General features: G+C 30.0%; 20 protein-coding genes and 2 pseudogenes. 4 read left to right on the top strand and 18 right to left on the bottom strand.

The genetic code is table 11. The annotated features are described in order from the left end of the window. Window positions 1–469, top strand: a 469-nt coding sequence (locus M3Z80_RS05005; RefSeq protein WP_293918152.1) for a flavin reductase, incomplete at its 5' end; no start/stop codon positions are given. A gap of 22 nt (window positions 470–491) precedes the next feature. After that, complete coding sequence (locus M3Z80_RS05010; RefSeq protein WP_293918154.1) at window positions 492–1,055, top strand: PepSY-associated TM helix domain-containing protein; 564 nt, start codon at window positions 492–494, stop codon at window positions 1,053–1,055. Between the two features lie 76 nt (window positions 1,056–1,131). Here M3Z80_RS05010 and cysK read toward each other — a convergent pair whose 3' ends face one another. From cysK to M3Z80_RS05055, 9 genes and pseudogenes are all read right to left on the bottom strand, one after another. After that, a complete protein-coding gene (gene cysK / locus M3Z80_RS05015; protein ID WP_293918156.1) occupies window positions 1,132–2,040 on the bottom strand; it encodes a cysteine synthase A in 909 nt (302 codons plus the stop codon). A 37-nt stretch (window positions 2,041–2,077) separates the two neighbouring features. Continuing rightward, entirely contained in the window at window positions 2,078–2,899 is an 822-nt protein-coding gene (gene epsC / locus M3Z80_RS05020; RefSeq protein WP_293918158.1) for a serine O-acetyltransferase EpsC, read from the bottom strand. 320 nt (window positions 2,900–3,219) lie between these two features. After that, window positions 3,220–4,002 carry a zinc ribbon domain-containing protein gene (locus M3Z80_RS05025; RefSeq protein WP_293918184.1) on the bottom strand — a complete coding sequence of 261 codons (783 nt, stop codon included), beginning with the start codon at window positions 4,000–4,002 and terminating at the stop codon, window positions 3,220–3,222. 217 nt (window positions 4,003–4,219) lie between these two features. Next, the gene (locus M3Z80_RS05030; RefSeq protein WP_293918159.1) at window positions 4,220–5,320 is read right to left on the bottom strand and encodes a Nif3-like dinuclear metal center hexameric protein; all 1,101 of its coding nucleotides are present in this window, start codon (window positions 5,318–5,320) and stop codon (window positions 4,220–4,222) included. 126 nt (window positions 5,321–5,446) lie between these two features. Beyond that, window positions 5,447–5,909, bottom strand: a pseudogene (rplI, locus tag M3Z80_RS05035) (50S ribosomal protein L9). Between the two features lie 20 nt (window positions 5,910–5,929). Continuing rightward, entirely contained in the window at window positions 5,930–6,235 is a 306-nt protein-coding gene (gene rpsR / locus M3Z80_RS05040) for a 30S ribosomal protein S18 (protein ID WP_055425972.1), read from the bottom strand. Window positions 6,236–6,238: 3 nt separating this feature from the next. Continuing rightward, window positions 6,239–6,580, bottom strand: a complete 342-nt coding sequence (gene rpsF, locus M3Z80_RS05045) for a 30S ribosomal protein S6 (protein ID WP_293918160.1) — start codon at window positions 6,578–6,580, stop codon at window positions 6,239–6,241. Between the two features lie 241 nt (window positions 6,581–6,821). Further along, on the bottom strand, window positions 6,822–7,877 hold the full coding sequence (aroB, locus tag M3Z80_RS05050) for a 3-dehydroquinate synthase (RefSeq protein ID WP_293918162.1): 1,056 nt from the start codon (window positions 7,875–7,877) through the stop codon (window positions 6,822–6,824). A gap of 24 nt (window positions 7,878–7,901) precedes the next feature. After that, window positions 7,902–8,591, bottom strand: a complete 690-nt coding sequence (locus M3Z80_RS05055) for a zinc metallopeptidase (RefSeq protein WP_459251441.1) — start codon at window positions 8,589–8,591, stop codon at window positions 7,902–7,904. A 129-nt stretch (window positions 8,592–8,720) separates the two neighbouring features. Here M3Z80_RS05055 and M3Z80_RS05060 point away from each other — a divergent pair, with 129 nt between their 5' ends. Then, complete coding sequence (locus tag M3Z80_RS05060; protein WP_293918164.1) at window positions 8,721–9,845, top strand: GNAT family N-acetyltransferase; 1,125 nt, start codon at window positions 8,721–8,723, stop codon at window positions 9,843–9,845. A 260-nt stretch (window positions 9,846–10,105) separates the two neighbouring features. Here M3Z80_RS05060 and M3Z80_RS05065 read toward each other — a convergent pair whose 3' ends face one another. The 9 genes from M3Z80_RS05065 to M3Z80_RS05105 form a co-directional block, all read right to left on the bottom strand. After that, on the bottom strand, window positions 10,106–10,882 hold the full coding sequence (locus M3Z80_RS05065) for a succinate dehydrogenase/fumarate reductase iron-sulfur subunit (RefSeq protein WP_293918166.1): 777 nt from the start codon (window positions 10,880–10,882) through the stop codon (window positions 10,106–10,108). Window positions 10,883–10,905: 23 nt separating this feature from the next. Then, complete coding sequence (locus tag M3Z80_RS05070) at window positions 10,906–12,921, bottom strand: fumarate reductase/succinate dehydrogenase flavoprotein subunit (protein ID WP_293918168.1); 2,016 nt, start codon at window positions 12,919–12,921, stop codon at window positions 10,906–10,908. 22 nt (window positions 12,922–12,943) lie between these two features. Next, window positions 12,944–13,630 (bottom strand): succinate dehydrogenase cytochrome b subunit, encoded by a 687-nt coding sequence (locus M3Z80_RS05075; protein ID WP_293918170.1) that lies wholly within the window; start codon window positions 13,628–13,630, stop codon window positions 12,944–12,946. 193 nt (window positions 13,631–13,823) lie between these two features. Then, a complete protein-coding gene (locus M3Z80_RS05080) occupies window positions 13,824–14,660 on the bottom strand; it encodes an energy transducer TonB (RefSeq protein WP_293918172.1) in 837 nt (278 codons plus the stop codon). Between the two features lie 15 nt (window positions 14,661–14,675). Then, window positions 14,676–15,212: a biopolymer transporter ExbD gene (locus M3Z80_RS05085; protein ID WP_293918174.1), complete on the bottom strand. Its 537-nt coding sequence runs from the start codon at window positions 15,210–15,212 to the stop codon at window positions 14,676–14,678. Window positions 15,213–15,248: 36 nt separating this feature from the next. Beyond that, window positions 15,249–15,860, bottom strand: coding sequence for an ExbD/TolR family protein (locus M3Z80_RS05090; RefSeq protein WP_293918176.1), 612 nt, complete (start codon window positions 15,858–15,860; stop codon window positions 15,249–15,251). Window positions 15,861–15,943: 83 nt separating this feature from the next. Then, the gene (locus tag M3Z80_RS05095; protein ID WP_293918178.1) at window positions 15,944–16,759 is read right to left on the bottom strand and encodes a MotA/TolQ/ExbB proton channel family protein; all 816 of its coding nucleotides are present in this window, start codon (window positions 16,757–16,759) and stop codon (window positions 15,944–15,946) included. Between the two features lie 209 nt (window positions 16,760–16,968). Next, window positions 16,969–17,430 (bottom strand): pantetheine-phosphate adenylyltransferase, encoded by a 462-nt coding sequence (gene coaD, locus M3Z80_RS05100; protein ID WP_293918180.1) that lies wholly within the window; start codon window positions 17,428–17,430, stop codon window positions 16,969–16,971. Between the two features lie 2 nt (window positions 17,431–17,432). Then, window positions 17,433–18,416 carry a D-alanine--D-alanine ligase gene (locus tag M3Z80_RS05105; protein WP_293918182.1) on the bottom strand — a complete coding sequence of 328 codons (984 nt, stop codon included), beginning with the start codon at window positions 18,414–18,416 and terminating at the stop codon, window positions 17,433–17,435. 133 nt (window positions 18,417–18,549) lie between these two features. Here M3Z80_RS05105 and M3Z80_RS05110 point away from each other — a divergent pair. Then, window positions 18,550–18,732: pseudogene (locus M3Z80_RS05110) on the top strand (PASTA domain-containing protein); the annotation flags it as partial.

Below are 18,732 nucleotides of genomic sequence, written 5' to 3' on the forward strand. Positions count from 1 at the left end.
CAATGAATGGATGCTAGTAACTGCCGGTGATTCTAAAAAATTTAATTCAATGACCGTAAGTTGGGGAGGTTGGGGTGAAGTATGGAATAAACCTTGTTCGTTTATTTTCATTAGAGATGTTAGATATACATATGAATTTCTCGAACAAAAAGAGGGGTTTACATTATGTTTTTTTCCTGAAGAATTTAAAGGCGCGTTACGAATTCTTGGTAACCGTTCCGGAAGGAATCAAAATAAAATTAAACAATCGGGACTTCAATATGTATTAACACCCTCTGGTTTAGTTGCCTATAAGGAAGCAAAAATGATTATTGAATGTAAAAAATTATTTACGGCACCTTTGCAAACTGAAAATATTTCTAAAAACGTAAGAGAAACTATTGTTAAAGATTGGTATACTTCAGACCCCTCTTTGCATAATTTATTTATCAGTGAAATAACTAAAGTATGGATAAAAAAACATTTGTAAATAACCTAAATTATTAATAAACATGAATCTTTATATTATAAGAAAGTATTGCAGAAAAATACATTCTCATCTCTCGTTCATCTTTGCAGGTATTATATTAACTTATGCTATTTCAGGTCTAACTATGAATCATTTGAATAACTTTAACCCTCAATATTCCATACAAGTTGAAAACTATAAAGCTTCCGGAAATTTTCCTAGAAAACCTGATTTTACTAAAGAACAGGTGATGCAATTACTCAATAGAATAAATCAGACGGATAATTTTAAACAATTTTATTATCCTACAGATCATCAAATGAGAATATTTTTAAAAGACGGATCTACATTTTTACTTAACTTAAATACTGGAGAAGTACGATATGAGCATATAAAAAAGAGGCCTCTTTTTAATCAATTATCATTTCTTCATTACAATCCTAATCAATGGTGGACCTATATTTCCGATATTTTTGCTATATCTTTAATGATTATAACCATTACAGGCATCTGTATGGTAAATACTCCATTGCTGGGAAGCAAAGGAATTGAATTGGTATTAGGCATTTCAATCCCCATCTTATTCCTTATTTTATTTTCAAAATAAATTATAAGGGGTTTTGTTTAATTTATAAAAGTGTGTATAGAAGATCATATACACACTTTTTATAAACGTAAATATTTTAAAATAATCCTTCGACAGAAAAATACCTTTCGCCAGTATCGTAATTAAAAGTCAATATTACGGAATTATTAGGTAAATCCTTAATTTTTTTAGCTATAGCCGCTAATGAAGCACCCGTCGATATACCTCCTAAAATACCTTCTTCTTTGGCTAAACGTTTTGCGTATTTAAAAGATTCATCTTTAGTTATTTGAATAGAGCCATCCAGAATTTTAGTATCCAATGTTTCCGGTATAAAACCGGCTCCTATTCCTTGTATGGCATGTGGTCCGGGCTTTCCGCCTGAAATTACAGGTGAATCGGTAGGTTCTACTGCGTACACTTTCACAGAGGGAAATTTTTCTTTTAAAACCTCTCCTACTCCAGTTATATGTCCACCAGTTCCCACTCCGGTAATAAACACATCAATACCTTGTGGAAAATCATTCAGTATTTCTTTAGCTGTAGTTTGAGCATGTATTTTAGGGTTAGCTTGATTTTTAAATTGTTGGGGAACAAAAGAATTAGGGGTATTTTTTTGTAATTCTTCTGCTTTTTCAATAGCTCCTTTCATTCCTTTTTCTCTTGGAGTTAATACCAATTCTGCACCATAGGCAGCAGCAAGTCTCCTTCTCTCAATAGACATAGATTCAGGCATAACCAATATAACTTTATATCCTTTAACTGTTCCAACCCAAGCCAATCCTACTCCTGTATTTCCGGATGTAGGCTCTATAATAGTTCCTCCAGGTTTAAGAATACCTCTTTTTTCAGCATCTTCTATCATCGATAAGGCAATTCGGTCTTTAATACTCCCACCCGGATTTTGCTTTTCAAGTTTAATATAAACTTCATGATCGGGAAATATTTTTTTCAATCTCACATGAGGAGTATTCCCTATAGCTTCTAATACACTGTTTATTTTCATAACTATATTTTTTAAATTTTATAATTTGTAAAGATTTTTAAATTACGTAATTAATAGGCTCTTTAAAATCTTTAACAGTTTTTATCTTCATCTCTACTGGATAATAAACCAGCGTATAAGGTAAAACTGTCCTTGTTAGCCAAACATTTCCTCCTATAATAGAATCATGACCAATGACGGTATCTCCTCCCAAAATAGTAGCTCCGGCATAAATTACCACATTATCTTCCACTGTAGGATGTCTTTTAACTTTAGAAAGATTCTTTGTTACATATAAAGCCCCCAGAGTTACTCCTTGATATATTTTTACGTTATTACCGATTATGGTTGTTTCTCCTATTACTGTTCCTGTACCGTGATCTAAAAAAAAGCTTTCTCCTATTTGGGCCCCCGGATGTATGTCAATTCCTACTTTAGCATGCGCATATTCCGAAAAGACACGAGGAATAATTGGAACTTCCAGCTTATAAAATTCATGGGCTATTCGATATACAGCTAAAGCGAAAAAACCAGGATATGCTAATACAACCTCTTCTATTGAGTCAGCGGCTGGATCACTATGGTAAAATGCATGTGCATCTTTATATAATGCTTCCTGGATTTGAGGTATTTTATTAAAAAAATTATCTATAATGGATTTTGATGTAGTAGAATCTTTTATTTTAGAGATATTGTCTAATAGAGTTTCATACACATGGGTAAGCTCTTGTTCTATATGATTACGATTTTTTCGCTCACATATAGGAAACATTTTGGAAAATAATACTTTAACAACATTCTCTAATTCTTTTTTATTTATAGGCAAACAAATTGGATATAGTTCCAATTTATCTATTAATTCGTTTATTTTTTTTTTCATATTTATTTTTTGAATTGCTTTCTCTTATATAATAAAAATAAAATTCATAATTACCTATTTTTGTTATAAACAAATCTATAAAAATAATTTTAAACCTTATTTTATTTTTTATTAGTTAATTAATTGTCAAATAACAGACCATTTTATTAAATAAAATGGTCTGTTATTTTATAAATGATTTATTTACTTATAAGTTATATAATTTATAAACTGTAATTATATAAATTTATCTAATAAATATAGATGTTTAGTGTAGATAACATTATACAAAAAAGACCCATTTATACGAAATGGGTCTGTTATTTATGACGGGTTTAGTATTAATTTAAATTTAATAAATCCTTCATTTTTTGTTGCTCCTCTCCTGCAAGATATTCATCTACAAGAATTTTACCGCTGTGTTCATCAAGAATAATTTTTTTTCTTGAAGCTATTTCTACCTGCTTTTGCGGAGGAACGGTAAAGAAAGAACCAACTACCGCACCACGATCAATACTAGTAATAGCCAATCCATTTTTGGAGCTTTTTCTTATACGGCGATAATTATTTAACAATCTTTCATCAATTTTTGAGGCAAATTCTTCAGACTTTTCCAATAAAAAGTTTTCTTCTTTTTCAGTTTCTTTAATCAAATTTGATAATTCGGAGTTCTTAAATTTAAGATGATCCTGAAAGTTTGATAATTTGGTACGTTGCTCTTCTATCTGTGATTTTTTAAATTCAATTTTAGCATTAATTTCTTTAATTTTTTTATTTTGCAATTGAATTTCTAGCTCTTGATACTCAATCTCTTTAGTTAATGCTTCAAATTCTCGATTGTTACGCACATTATCTTGCTGTACTTTATATTTTTTTATTTGAGCTTCAGAATTTTTATTTAATTCTGTTTTTATCTTAATTTCACCATTTAAATGTACTACTTCATCTTCCATTTTCCCTATTCTCTTCTCCAAACCTGCAATATCATTTTCTAAATCTTCAACCTCAATAGGCAACTCTCCTCTTAGGTTTCTCAATTCATCTAGGCGGGAGTCTATGATCTGTAAATCATATAATGCTCTCAATTTTTCTTCCACTGTAGTATTATCTGCTTTTTTCTTTATCATATAGGGTTGATTATAATTATTTTGGAATTATTTTTATATCTTATTAAAGTTTACAAAGTTACTAAATTTTATAATATGTTTCAAACATAATAGTACATTTGCTTTCCTATAGTTTTATAATTTTTAAATGCTAATTGTAAAACTATAAAAGCTATATTTTAATTTAATTTTTTATTTAAAAAAATTAAATATATTTTTGATAATCTTTTTATAATTATTTACAATAATAATATACTGGATTGGTATTGATTTCAGATATTATTATGATAATATTATTTAAATTTTCTGACAGATATTTATGTAATAAATTTTTAGTGAATTGTTCGCTTTCATAATGTCCAACATCGGCAATTAATATTTTCGATTCTGCTTGAAAAAATTCATGATATTTAATGTCTGCCGTAACAAAAGCATCAGCCCCAGCTAAAATGGCATTTTTTATAGCAAAACTACCTGCCCCACCTAATACAGCTACTTTTTTCACTAATTTATTTTTCAGCTTGGTATGACGAATACAGGAAGTGGGTAATTTTTCTTTAAGAAAAGATAAAAATTCATCTTCAGGTAAATGTTTTTCTAGCTCTCCTATTCTTCCCATTCCTAAATCTTGATTTTGATTTTCTAAAGCATAAATTTCATATGCTATTTCTTCATATGGATGTGAACTTTTTAAAGCTTTTAATAGGGCTGATTGTTTGTAATCTTCAAATATAACGCTTAACATCATCTCAGATGTTTCTTCTAATACATTTATTTGTCCGATATATGGATTTGAATTTTCTGTTGGTAAAAATGTTCCTACTCCTTCAACTCTGAAACTACAATTCTTATACTTACCTATCTCCCCTGCGCCTGCTTTAAATAAAGATTGTTGCACTTGGAGAAAATGTGTTTTGGGTATATAGGTCTGTAGTTTTTTTATACTTCTGGCTTTAGGTATTAAAGGCCGACTTTCATGTATTTGTAATCGTTTACAAATTTCAAAATTAACCCCTTCTTTAGCTATATCTAAGTTGGTGTGTATAGCATATATAGCAATGTCATTTTTAATGGCTTTAATTACTGCTCTCTCAACATAGCTTTGACCGGTTATAGATTTCATCCCTGAAAAAATTATCGGATGAAAAGTAACAATCATATTACATTGTTTTTGAATAGCTTCATCTACTACTTCTTCAATGCAATCAAGAGTTATTAAAACACCTGATATTATTGATTGAGAGTCTCCTACTAATAATCCAACATTATCGAAATCCTCTGCATTTGATTCGACTGCTAGCTGTTTTAAAAATTCTACAACATCTGCTACTTTCATATTTTATGATATTTTCTTATCAAAGGTAAGTCTTTTGGATAAAAGTAGGCTAAGTTTTTTAAACAATAAAAAAACTGATAGTCTAACTATCAGTTTTTTATTATTTTTTATAACTAAGTAGAGCTATTATTCTTCTGCAGCAATTCCATCAGAAACTACATCGAAAGCATAATCATATTCAACTGTTCTGTGTAGACGGATCTTTGCTGAATATTTTCCTAATCTTTTGATTGTATTTCCAGGAATTTTAATATATTTTTTATCTATGTTTACTCCAGCTTTTGCTAATGCTTCTGCTAAATCTAGATTGTTAACTGAGCCGAATAATTTATCTCCGGCACCTACTTTTGCAGGAATAGAAACCACAACTTCTTTTAATTTAGCTACTACATCATTAGCTGTTTTTATTTGTGCTGCTTCTTCTGCTTCTCTTTCTAAGGGTTGCTTCTAATGCTGCTTTATTTTTAGGCGTTGCTAATAATGCAAAACCTTTTGGAATTAAATAGTTACGAGCATAACCTGGTTTTACATTTACCACGTCAAACTCTAATCCTAAATTTTCAACGTCTTGTTTAAGAATTACTTCCATGATCTCTTTTTTTCTTTAAATTAAGGTTTTAATTGATCTCCAACATATGGCAATAATGCTAAATGTCTTGCTCTTTTAATTGCTTGAGATACTTTTCTTTGAAATTTTAAAGATGTACCGGTAAGTCTTCTAGGAAGTATTTTACCTTGCTCGTTTACAAATTTCAATAAGAAATCAGGATCTTTATAATCAACGTATTTTATACCGTACTTTTTAAAACGGCAATATTTTTTCTCTGTCTTAGTCTCAATGTCTAATTGACTTAAGAATTTTACTTCACTGACATTTCCTCCTGCTGCTTGTTTTGCTAATTCATCAATTGCCATGTCTTATTTTTTTAATGATTTAACTTTTTCTTCTCTTTTTCTAGCCCATTCTATCCCATGCTTATCTAATTTCACAGTTAAGAATCTCAGTACTCTTTCATCTCTCTTAAATGCTAATTCTAAATTATTAACAATTTCTCCGGGAGCTTGAAACTCAATCAGGTTGTAAAATCCGTTTCTTTTTAACTGAATAGGATATGCTAATTTTTTTAACCCCCAGTTTTCCTGGTTTACAATAGTTGCATTGTTTTCTTTGAGTAAAGTCTCAAATGATTTAACTGCTTCCTCTACCTGAGAATCAGACAGAACGGGAGTTAAAATGAAAACAGTTTCGTAATGATTCATAGATCAAAATTTTTAATTATTTTTTTCGAAGTGCAAATATAAAGTTTTTTATTGGTTTACCAAAATCTAATTATTATATAAATTCTGTAAAAATAATGTTCAGAAGATCGTTATAAATACGATTGAAAATTTGTTAAAAAAATTGATAAATCTAAAAATTTATAATCCTATCTATAAAAATTAGTTTTCACTATTGAAATCAGCTATTTAAAAAGAAAAATTTAACGATAAGCTCCTATTCTTATTCATTATCTATATACAAATAAATAGCTTCTTCAATCAATTCTTTATCAACTGAAATATCATATACAGCCTTTCCGATTTTTTCTAATAAAACAAATTTTATTTCATTATTGATATTTTTTTTATCATTCTGCATAAATATAAAAATATCATTAAAATATTCTTTTTTTAAGTTTAGCTTAGGAAATAATAAAGAGATATAAGATTTAATCTCTTCATATTCGCAATATGAAAGAAGAGATTTTTTCATTGAGATGTAACTTTCTACTATCATTCCCATTGCTACACCTTCTCCATGTAAAATTGGTGCATTTTTTTCTAGAAAGAAACTTTCTACGGCATGACCGATCGTATGTCCAAAATTTAATATTTTTCTCAATCCCGTTTCAGTAAAATCATTTGAAACAACGTTCTTTTTTATTTCTATACTAATTTTAATTAATTCCTCTAAATGTTCAGTTTCAATTTTATCTAATTCAATTATTTTTTGCCAATATTTTTTATCTGCAATTAATCCGTGCTTTAATATTTCAGCAAAACCGCTAAGAAGCTGCTCATAAGGTAAGGTATTGAGAAAGCCTACATCAACGAGCACCATTTTAGGTAAAACAAAATTTCCTATTTGATTTTTATGACTTCCTAAATCAACGCCTGTTTTTCCACCAATAGATGCGTCTACCATTGCTAAAAGTGTGGTAGGAACATTAATAAAATTAATTCCTCTCTTATAACAGCTTGCTATAAAGCCTCCCATATCTGTAAGCACTCCTCCTCCTACATTGATTAGAAGGGCTTTTCTATCTATTTTAAGCTCTGTTAATGCTTCCCATAGATTGATGCATATATATAAATTTTTATTATTTTCCCCTGATTCAATTTCTAATATTTCAATTTCTGTATCGGCTTGAATATCTGTAATTAACTTTGGATAACATAATTCATGAGTATTTTCATCAACCAATAAGACTATTTTGGAAGGTTTATTATTTTGAATAAATGTATTGAGTTCTTTTAATCCCTCAACTCCATAATATATGGGATTTATATTATTCATAAAGGTCTATAATTAGATAATAAATTAATCGTTTCTTCGGTTATTTCCTAAAAGTATCATGATAAAATATATCAATTGAGCTAAAGAACCTAAAGCTGATACCAAATAAGTTCTTGCTGCCCATTTTAATGCATCTTTACATTCATCATGTTCACTAGGTTCAACGATATGATTATTTTCTAACCATTGTAACGCTCTATTACTGGCATCATATTCTACGGGTAAAGTAACGAATGCGAAAAGAGTGGTTATGGCGAACAACATAATACCGATACCTAGTACCAAAATGTTACCGGAGAAAGCCATAATGCTAATTCCGGCCAATAATACCCATTGCAGAAGGTTAGTGCTGATACTTACTATAGGAACTAATTTTGAGCGTAATTGTAACATGGAATATCCAACGGCATGTTGCACTGCATGGCCACACTCATGTGCAGCAACCGCTGCTGCCGCTGTTGAACGTTGATTGTAAACCCCTTCCGATAAATTAACAGTTTTATTAACTGGATTATAATGGTCTGTTAACATTCCCGGTGTAGAAATAACATTAACATCCGTAATTCCATTATCCCGTAACATTTTTTCTGCAATTTCTTTACCGCTCATTCCATTGGAAAGTCTTGTTTTAGAATATTTTTCAAATTTCGTTTTTAATTGTACTTGAACAATCATGCTTATAATGAAAATAATTCCTGAAATTAATATTACCATAATTGTTTAAAATTATTTTAAGAGGTATATTTTTGTAAATTTTAAATTTAATTTATACTAAGTATATTTGCTAAAATTATGACTTTTTAGTTGTATTACCAAAAAGACTTGTTAAACTAAATTTAGTGCATGAACAAAATTATAATTAAAGAAGTTAATACAAAGGCCGATTTAAAAAATTTTATAACATTTCCTAATAGGTTGTACAAAAATAATCCTTGTTACGTACCTCCACTTATAACTGAAGAAATGGCAATTTTCGATGAAAATAAAAATCCTGTTTTTGAATTTTCAATCTGTAAAAAATATCTTGCTTATAAAAAGAATGAGGTAGTCGGAAGAATTGCTTTGATAATCAATAAGAATGAGGAAAAATACTCGGGGATTAAAAAAGTTAGATTCGGATGGTTTGATGTCATTGACGATATTGAAATTACTCGTAAGCTTATAGACAAAGCCTATGAAATGGCTAAAGAAAATGATATTCACCGTATTGAAGGTCCGGTGGGATTTACAAATCTTGATAAAGCGGGTTTTTTATCCAAAGGCTATAATAAATTAGCAACTATGATCGGTATCTATAATGAACCTTATTATCATGATCATTTTGAAAAATTAGGATTTAATAAGTCTAATGAATGGGTTGAATTTTATATTGAAGTGGTTAAAGTACTTCCTGATAAGGTGATTCGATTTTCTAAATTATTGAAAGAAAAATATAAATTGAAATCATTACAATTTAAAACTAAAGATGAGTTAATTGAGCGTTCAGATGAAATTTTTCAATTGTTAGAAGATACTTATAAGGTTTTACCCACCTATGTTCCTTTTTCAGATAAGCAAATAAAATATTATAAGGAAAAGTATATTCCATTTATTAATAAGGATTTTGTGATTTGTATCACGGATGATAATGATAAATTAGTTGGATTTGCCATCACTATGCCCTCCTATTCGATAGCATTACAAAAAGCTAAAGGAAAATTATTTCCTTTTGGATGGTATCATTTACTTAGAGCCTCTAAAAATAATGATTGGGCAAATTTTTATTTAATAGGTATTCATCCTGACTATCAAAAAAAGGGGATTACTGCCATTGTATTAAAAGAATTTTTCGATTTATTTAATAATAAGGGAATAAAATATCTGGAAACCAATCCTGAATTGGACGATAACAAAAGTATACAATTACTATGGAAAGACTATAATCCGATTAATCATAAAAGAAGAAAGACTTATTTTAAGGAAATTTAAAATTCCTTTTATAAGCCATATATAATAATTTAAGTGAATTACATTAATCAAATAATTTTAAGGGTAGTTATAAGAATTAAATAATTCTAATAATTACCTTTAAAGTTTAGAATATATGTTTCTTTTTTAGTTAAATATCTATATTTTTTTAAGCTGTCGAAATTACAATCATATAACTTACCTCATTAAATAAAAACAGCTCAAAACAAATTATTGTTTTGAACTGTTTGTTAATTATACTTAAAATATTTGACTATTATTTATTCTGCTTTTACATCATTTACAATACTAGCATGAAGAAATTCTCTATTCATTCGGGCTATGTTCTCAAGAGAAATTCCCTTTGGACACTCAACTTCACAGGCTCCGGTATTTGTACAGTTACCAAATCCTTCCTCATCCATTTTTTTAACCATGTTTAAAACACGGCGAGTAGCTTCAACTTTACCTTGCGGTAATAATGCGTATTGTGAAACTTTAGCAGAAACGAATAGCATCGCTGAACCGTTTTTACAAGTAGCAACACAAGCTCCACAACCTATACAAGCGGCTGCCGCAAATGCTTTGTCTGCTTTTTCTTTTTCAATTGGTATTGCATTCGCATCGATTGTATTTCCTGAAGTATTCACTGAAACAAATCCTCCTGCATGCTGAATTCTGTCAAATGCTGTTCTATCAACGATTAAATCCTTAATTACAGGAAATGCCGCTGATCTCCAAGGCTCAATTACAATAGTATCTCCATCATTAAACATCCTCATATGTAATTGACAAGTAGTTATTCCTCTATCCGGACCGTGTGCACGTCCATTTATATAAAGTGAGCACATACCGCATATTCCCTCACGACAATCATGATCGAATGCTACGGGCTCTTTATCTTGTTCTACTAATTGTTCATTTAGCATATCTAACATTTCTAAAAATGAACTTTCAGTAGATACTCCTTCTAATTTATATTCTTCAAATTTTCCTTTTTGTCCCCTACCTGCTTGTTTCCAAACTTTTAGTGTTAGGTTTAATAATTTTCCTGCCATTTTATATTTTTTATTTTTACAGGTTATTTATAATTTCTTGCTGCAATTTTAATGTACTTGTAATTTAGATCTTCTTTATGTAGAATTTCTTGATTCAAATCTTCTCCATTATATTCCCAAACAGCTACATAAGAATATTCTTCATCATTACGCAACGTTTCTCCATCTTCTGTTTGATATTCGATTCTAAAGTGTCCACCGCATGATTCATTCCTATTTAAAGCATCCATTGCCATCAATTGTCCTAATTCAAGAAAATCGGCTACTCTACCAGCCTTTTCTAATTCCATATTGATAGTATTATCAGTTCCTGGAACTTTTACATCTCTCCAAAATTCTTTTCTAATTTCTTCAATTTCAGCAATAGCTTCTTTCAATCCTTTTTCATCACGAGCCATTCCAACCTTATTCCACATTACTCGACCTAATTTTTTATGGAAATAGTCTACTGTTTTAGTGCCTTTATTGGTTAAGAAGTGTTGAATTCTGTCTCTTACTTGTTTTTCAGCTTCTTCAAACTCGGGTAAATCTGTAGAAATAGAACCGGTACGTATATCATCAGCTAAATAGTCAGCAATTGTATATGGTAATACAAAATATCCATCGGCTAGCCCTTGCATTAAAGCAGATGCTCCTAAACGGTTGGCTCCATGATCAGAAAAATTTGCTTCACCGGTTACAAAGCACCCTGGTATAGTACTCATTAAGTTATAATCAACCCAAATTCCTCCCATTGTATAGTGAACAGCCGGATATATTTTCATAGGAGTTTCATACGGATTATCTCCTGTAATTTTTTCATACATGGTAAATAGGTTTCCGTATTTAGCTTCTACCACTTTTTTACCTAATTTTATTATTTCTTCTTGAGACGGATTATGAATATCAAGTTCATTGGCTTTTTCTTTTCCATATTTTACAAAAGATGAAGAGAAATCTAAATAAACCCCTTCCCCAGTGGCATTGTTTTCAATTCCAAATCCTGCATCACACCTTTCTTTAGCTGCACGTGAGGCTACGTCCCTAGGTACCAAATTACCAAAGGCCGGATATCTTCTTTCTAGATAATAATCTCTATCTTCTTCAGCTATTTCAGTAGGCTTTAATTTTCCTGCTCGTATAGCCTGTGAATCTTCTATTTTTTTAGGAACCCAAATACGTCCATCATTTCTTAAAGATTCTGACATTAATGTCAACTTAGATTGCTGATCACCATGTACCGGTATACAAGTTGGGTGAATTTGAGTGAAGCAAGGATTTCCGAATGCGGCTCCTTTTTTATGTATCTTCCAAACTGCTGTCCCATTAGATCCCATCGCATTTGTAGATAAAAAGAATACATTACCATACCCGCCTGATCCAATTACTACTGCATGAGCAGAATGCCTTTGAATTTCTCCTGTAACTAAATCTCTAGCAATAATACCTCTTGCCTTACCATCTACAACAACCAAATCAAGCATCTCATGTCTGTTGAACATTTGTAAACGTCCCTTACCTATTTGTCGGTTCATTGCAGAATATGCTCCTAGTAATAATTGTTGTCCGGTTTGTCCTGCTGCATAGAATGTTCTTTGTACTTGCGTACCACCAAAAGATCTATTATCCAATAATCCTCCGTATTCTCTTGCAAATGGAACTCCTTGAGCTACACATTGATCTATTATTGAATTGGATACTTCTGCTAATCTATAAACATTAGCTTCTCTCGCTCTATAATCTCCTCCTTTGATAGTATCATAAAATAATCTATATACACTATCTCCATCATTTTGATAATTTTTAGCAGCATTTATCCCCCCTTGTGCAGCAATTGAGTGAGCACGTCTAGGAGAATCTTGGTAACAGAAAGCTTTTACATTATACCCCATCTCAGCTAAAGAAGCTGCAGCTGCTCCTCCTGCTAAACCTGTACCTATTACAATTATATCTATTTTTCCACGGTTATTTGGCGCAACCAAACGCATATGATCTTTATGATTTTTCCATTTTTCATGGATATCTCCTTCCGGTATTTTTGATTCTAATTTTATACCCATAATAGTATTTTCTTAAAATAATTTAAATTAAACCATTGCCTTTGAAGTAAAAATAAATTGCAATTGCGGCAAATCCAACTGCGATAAATATAAAATATGCTTTTCCCAGTATTTTAATAACAGGAGTATAAATTTTATGATTAAATCCTACTGACTGGAATGACGATGAAAATCCGTGACTTAAATGTAATCCTAAAAATATAAAAGCAACCACATATATTAATGTATAAATGGGACTTTTAAATAATTCTGTCACTAATAAATAATCATCTCCTACTGTTCCAAACTTAATGGGAACAAAATAATTATAAAGATGTAATAATAAAAATATTAAAATTAACATCCCTGTATAGATCATTGTCCGTGAATTAAAAGGAGTGTTTGCTGAAAACTGATTAACGGCATAACGCTCTTTTCCTCTTGCTTTTTGATTTCTAAAGGTCAATATAATACCTAAAAAGATGTGATAAATAAATCCAAAAGCCAGTACATATTGCATAATCTGGATGAGTGGATTAGTCGCCATAAAATGTGACGCCTGATTAAATATTACTTCTTCTTTAGGCAATAATTTTCCTTCTCCATCCGTATTACCGGCAAATAATGTGAGATTTAATCCTAAATGCACCAGTAAAAAAATCATGAGAAAAAAGCCTGTCAAAGCCATCATAAACTTTCTTCCTATAGAGGAAGAGTAAAATCTTGTCATAATATTTTAATGTTTAATTTTGGAATACAAATTTAAAAAACCTCTAACCCTAAGTGTTATGACATATGTCAGATTTTAATCTTTTAGAATGTATCTAAATAATTTTTCTAGCTAGATTGAAAATTTATTTTTATAAAATAAAAAAACTATCCCTTAGTATAGAGATAGTTTTTTTATATCTTAATTTATTATATTATTCCGGCAACCTAAAGGTTATGGGAACTCTAAAATAAGATCTAACCGGTTGATTATTAACTTTAGCAGGAATCCACATTTTGCTTGTCTTTTTAATTGCTTTTATGGCTTCTTCATCTAATCCATCTCCTAATTTTTTTCCAGCAATTACTACATTTGTTATCGTACCATCCTTTTCCACAACAAATTTTACAGTTATTTTACCTTCTGTACCATTATCCCTTGCCCTATCCGTATAATAAATTTGCTTTGAAATAAAATCATGTACTTTTCCCTTACCTTTAAAAATTGCTTCCTCATCTACTTGCAAAAATACTTTATTAGGATCTGCCGGAGGTACCGGGGGTGGCGGTGCTGGAGGCACATCATTTTTTGGACCATTTGATATGGCTGCATCTGTTGTACTTTTACCATCTTTATCTTCTAATCCTATAGCTTTATCTTTAGTGTCTTGTACTTTAGGAACAGTTTCTTCCTTTACAACGACCTTTTTAGGCTCTGGAATAACCATTTTTACCTGCGCTACTTCATCTTGTTGTACAGGAGGCGGTGGTGGTGGTGCTGTTTTTTGTTCGTAAATTTCTTCTTTTTCTTCTTGTGGTGTTTGAATATCCGTTAGATCTATAACAACAGACTTTTGCTCATCTTTACTATTTGCCTGCCATTTATTATAAAAGTATAATAACATAACGAATACAATAAAGATAACGGTTCCAATAACAAATGCCCTTGTCAGATATTTACTTTCTTTATTTCTTAACCAATAGGCTCCATAGCTTTTATTCTTATGCTTAAAAACTATGTCATCTAAAGATTTCATATTATTTTCTGCCATTCTATTTAATTTTCGTTACTCATTAACTTTTTCTTTATACACATCTTTCTCTTTAGAAGAAAGTTCTTTAATTCCATATCGATCAGAATTAGTAATTTCCATTTCGTCTAATATATCCACTAAGTTTTTATAACTTGAGTCATCTGTAGGTTTTATTATAACAGTGAATTTACTTTGATCTGCTTGTTTCTGAGCTCGTAATATTTCTTTACGAATTCCATCTTTAGAATAGTCAGATTTAATCAAAGTCGAAGTGTTTAGATCTTTCTGTTCCTGTTGATGCCAATATATTTGATCGTCTTTTCCTAAAATTATAGTTAAGGAATTTTTAGTTTTAATTTCTGGAATATTGGAAGGTGGAATTTCAACCTTAGGTGGCATATTTAAATGCATAATATTAGGTTTACTGAACGTTGTTGTAAACATGAAAAATGTTATTAAAAGGAAACCTAAATCACACATAGGTGCCATATCAACATTAAGGTTCATTTTTTTAGCTCTTACCTTTCCATCTCCTTTTCCACTAGTACTTGTATCTACGCCTGCTGACATATTTTCTTATTCATTAATGGGTTTAATTTAATTACATTATTCCGGTTTATTTTCGGCAGATGTAATTAATTGAAATTTATTCATATTCTTTTCCTGTAATCTTGCCAAAAGATTTTTAAAAACAGGGTATTGCGTATTTACGTCACCTTTAATTCCTAAATCTAATGAGTCACCGTTTTTCTTAGCTAGTTCTCTAGCTTCAAAGACCCAATCGGTAATTTCAGGTTTAGCACTGTCTGCAGGAATTCCTGGAACATTAACTGACTCTCTTCGTCCTTCCGGTATATTTAAATATTGTTTAAGTCCGGTAATTGATACTCCAAAATCGGTTAAATTTCTAAACTCTCTTTTTTCATGATCCGTAAAATTGATACCGTACTTCTTTCCCATTGCTTCTAATAATTGAATTTTATATTTTTCTTCATCCATTGAGAAGTAGTATTTTCCATCTGAAGTTATAGATATCTTCATCATTCCATGATCTTTAACCTTAATCTGGGATATCGATGAAGGAGGGTCTATGGTAACTGTTTCTTTAGGCTTAAATTGTGTAGTCAAGATAAAGAATGTTAACAGCAACCATGCCAAATCACTCATTGGCGTCATATCTATATGTATTCCGTGTCTTTTTGGTTTAACTCTTGCCATATTATTTTTTAAGTTTTTAAAATAATTTCAAATCTTATTCTTTTAACTTTCTTTTTACTAAAAAAAGAAAATTTAAAACTTAATTAATGGTGAGCAGAAAAAGACTGTTGAATACTTAAACCTACCTCATCAATTTTAAATGTTAAAGTATCAATTCTTGATGTAAAATAGTTATACGCAACAATAGCTAAAGCTGAAGTTCCAATACCTAGAGCTGTATTTACAAGTGCTTCTGATATACCTACGGATAGAGCAGCGGCATCCGGAGATCCTCCTCCTTCACCTAAAGCAAAGAATGCTTTAATCATACCAATTACAGTACCCATTAAGGCTACTAGTGTACCAATAGATGCAATAGTTGCTAAAATTGTCATATTTTTTTCGAGCACTGGCATTTCCAATGTTGTAGCTTCTTCTAATGTTTTATTTAAAGATACAAGTTTTTGTTCTTTATCCAAGGTGGTGTCATTTGATAATGCTCTATATGAAATTAACCCTTCTTTAACTACATTTCCTATAGAACCTTTTTGCTTATCACATAGTGATATGGCATTATCTATATCATTTTTATCTAATAATGATCTTACTTCGTTAACGAATTTTGTTAAGCTATTAGTTCCTTCAGCCTTTCCAATAATAAAAAATCTTTCAATTGAAAATACGATTACCATTAGTAAAAAGGAAATCAAAAAAGGAACAATAACCCCTCCTTTGTGAATGATCCCCATGAATGTTTTAGGATCACTATCTGTAGTTTCTCCCTTAAAATTAGAAGATGCACCTAACACAAAATGATAAATACATTCTGCTATGATTACTAAAATAATGATCGTAATAAAAGGATTTAATCCTCCTACTTTTTTTCTTGAGTTTGATTGGGCTAGTTGTTGTTTTTCCATTTGTTATATAAATTAATTTTATAATTATTTTCAAAAATATTATGTAAAATAAATACAAAAAATTTAACTAAACAATAATTATTATCTAAGATTTGATAAAATAAGAAATAAATACTCTTACATCAATTAAAAGATATCTATTCCATAATTATTGATTTCACAAAATATTTTTGTATTAAACTATGTTATATATTATTTTAATAATAATATCATATTCTAACAGCTTTGGGTACTAGTATTTCATAGTCTCCCTTATATCTCATAATTTCTCGTACAATACTTGAACTAATAAATGATTTTCCTGATGATGTTAAAAAGAAAACCGTTTCTATTGACTTTTTTGCTAGAGTACGATTGGTATGTGCTATGGCTTTTTCAAATTCAAAATCTGCCGGATTCCTAAGACCTCTAATTATATAAGGTGCTTTTCTTTTCGCACAATAATCAATAGTCAGACCATCAAAAAAATCTACTTCTACATTCGGAAATATTTTTACTGTTTCCCTTATCCATTCCATTCTTTTCTCTAAAGGAAACATATATTCTTTATTAGAGTTATTACCAATGGCAACAATAATTTTTTCAAATAGAGGAACTGCTCGTTCAATAATATTAAAATGCCCCAAGGTTATAGGATCAAAAGAACCGGGAAATACTGCTACTCTTTCCATGTTTATTTTTTTTCAAATCTTTGTAATGCTAATGATATTTCGTTATCTAATAAATCTGAAAAATTTAATCCTGCTTGCTTAACTTGCTGAGGAAAGATACTTGCCGGAGAGCAACCCGGTGTTGTGTTAATTTCTAAAAAATAAGGAATTTCATTCACAATAATAAAATCTAGTCTTGAAAATCCAATCATATCTAAAGATTTATATATATGTGCTGCAGCTTCTTTTATATATGTATCTTCTTTTTCTGATATACGAGCCGGTGTTATTTCCTCGGATGCTCCCAAGTATTTGGCTTCATAATCAAAAAATTCATTTTTAGATATAATTTCCGTTGTATTAACGACAACAACTTCGCCTTTATATTTAAATACTCCTACCTGAACCTCTTTTCCTTCTAAAAAACTTTCAATTAATACTGCCTTATCTTCTTTAAATGCAAAATCCAAAGCTTGCATAAAATCTTCCTTTTTTTTCACCTTTGAAACCCCTAAACTTGATCCTGATTGATTGGGCTTAACGAAACAAGGTAAACCAACTTCATTAATAATGGAATCAATATCTATTTGATCTCCTTTATTAACATATACTGATTTAGCTACTGAAACATTAAATTTCTTAAGTACCGATAAGGTATCTCTTTTGTTAAAAGTCAAAGCAGATGTATAAAAAGAACAACCGGAATAAGGTATATTTAATAGTTCCCAATATGCCTGCATTAATCCATTTTCTCCTGGATAACCATGAATTGTATTTAATAATACATCAAAATTTATTTTTTTCTCATTTAACTGAAAGGTAAAATCTCCTTTATTAATAGGATAGGCTTGTTCTTCTTCTATGACATTCCAACCATCCTTTAAAATATGTATTTTAAAAACTTTATATTTAGTTTTATCAATTTGAGAATAAAAATATTCCCCACTTTTAAGTGAAACAAGGCTTTCATCAGAGTAACCTCCCATTACAATTCCAACTGTAATCATAAAATTTAAAGTTTACTAATGATAGTAATTAATTATTGTTATTTAGAATTAAGACATACAAAATTAAACATATTTTTAACTAATAAACTATATTATTTTTATTATTTATATATTTGCTTCGTAAAAAGTAAATATGAAAATCTTAAAACTGTTAACATCTTGGCAATTTTGGGTTAATCTTGTACTGGCTGTACTCATTTTTGTTGGACTTTTACAGGGAATTTTTCTTTGGTTAAATGCTTTCACTAATCATGGTGTTCAGGTGGAAGTTCCTAACTTAAATAATCTATCTTTAGATCAAGCAGTTAAAAAACTT

Origin of the sequence: Apibacter sp. (genome assembly GCF_025291155.1) — a bacterium.
Taxonomy (GTDB): Bacteria; Bacteroidota; Bacteroidia; order Flavobacteriales; family Weeksellaceae; genus Apibacter.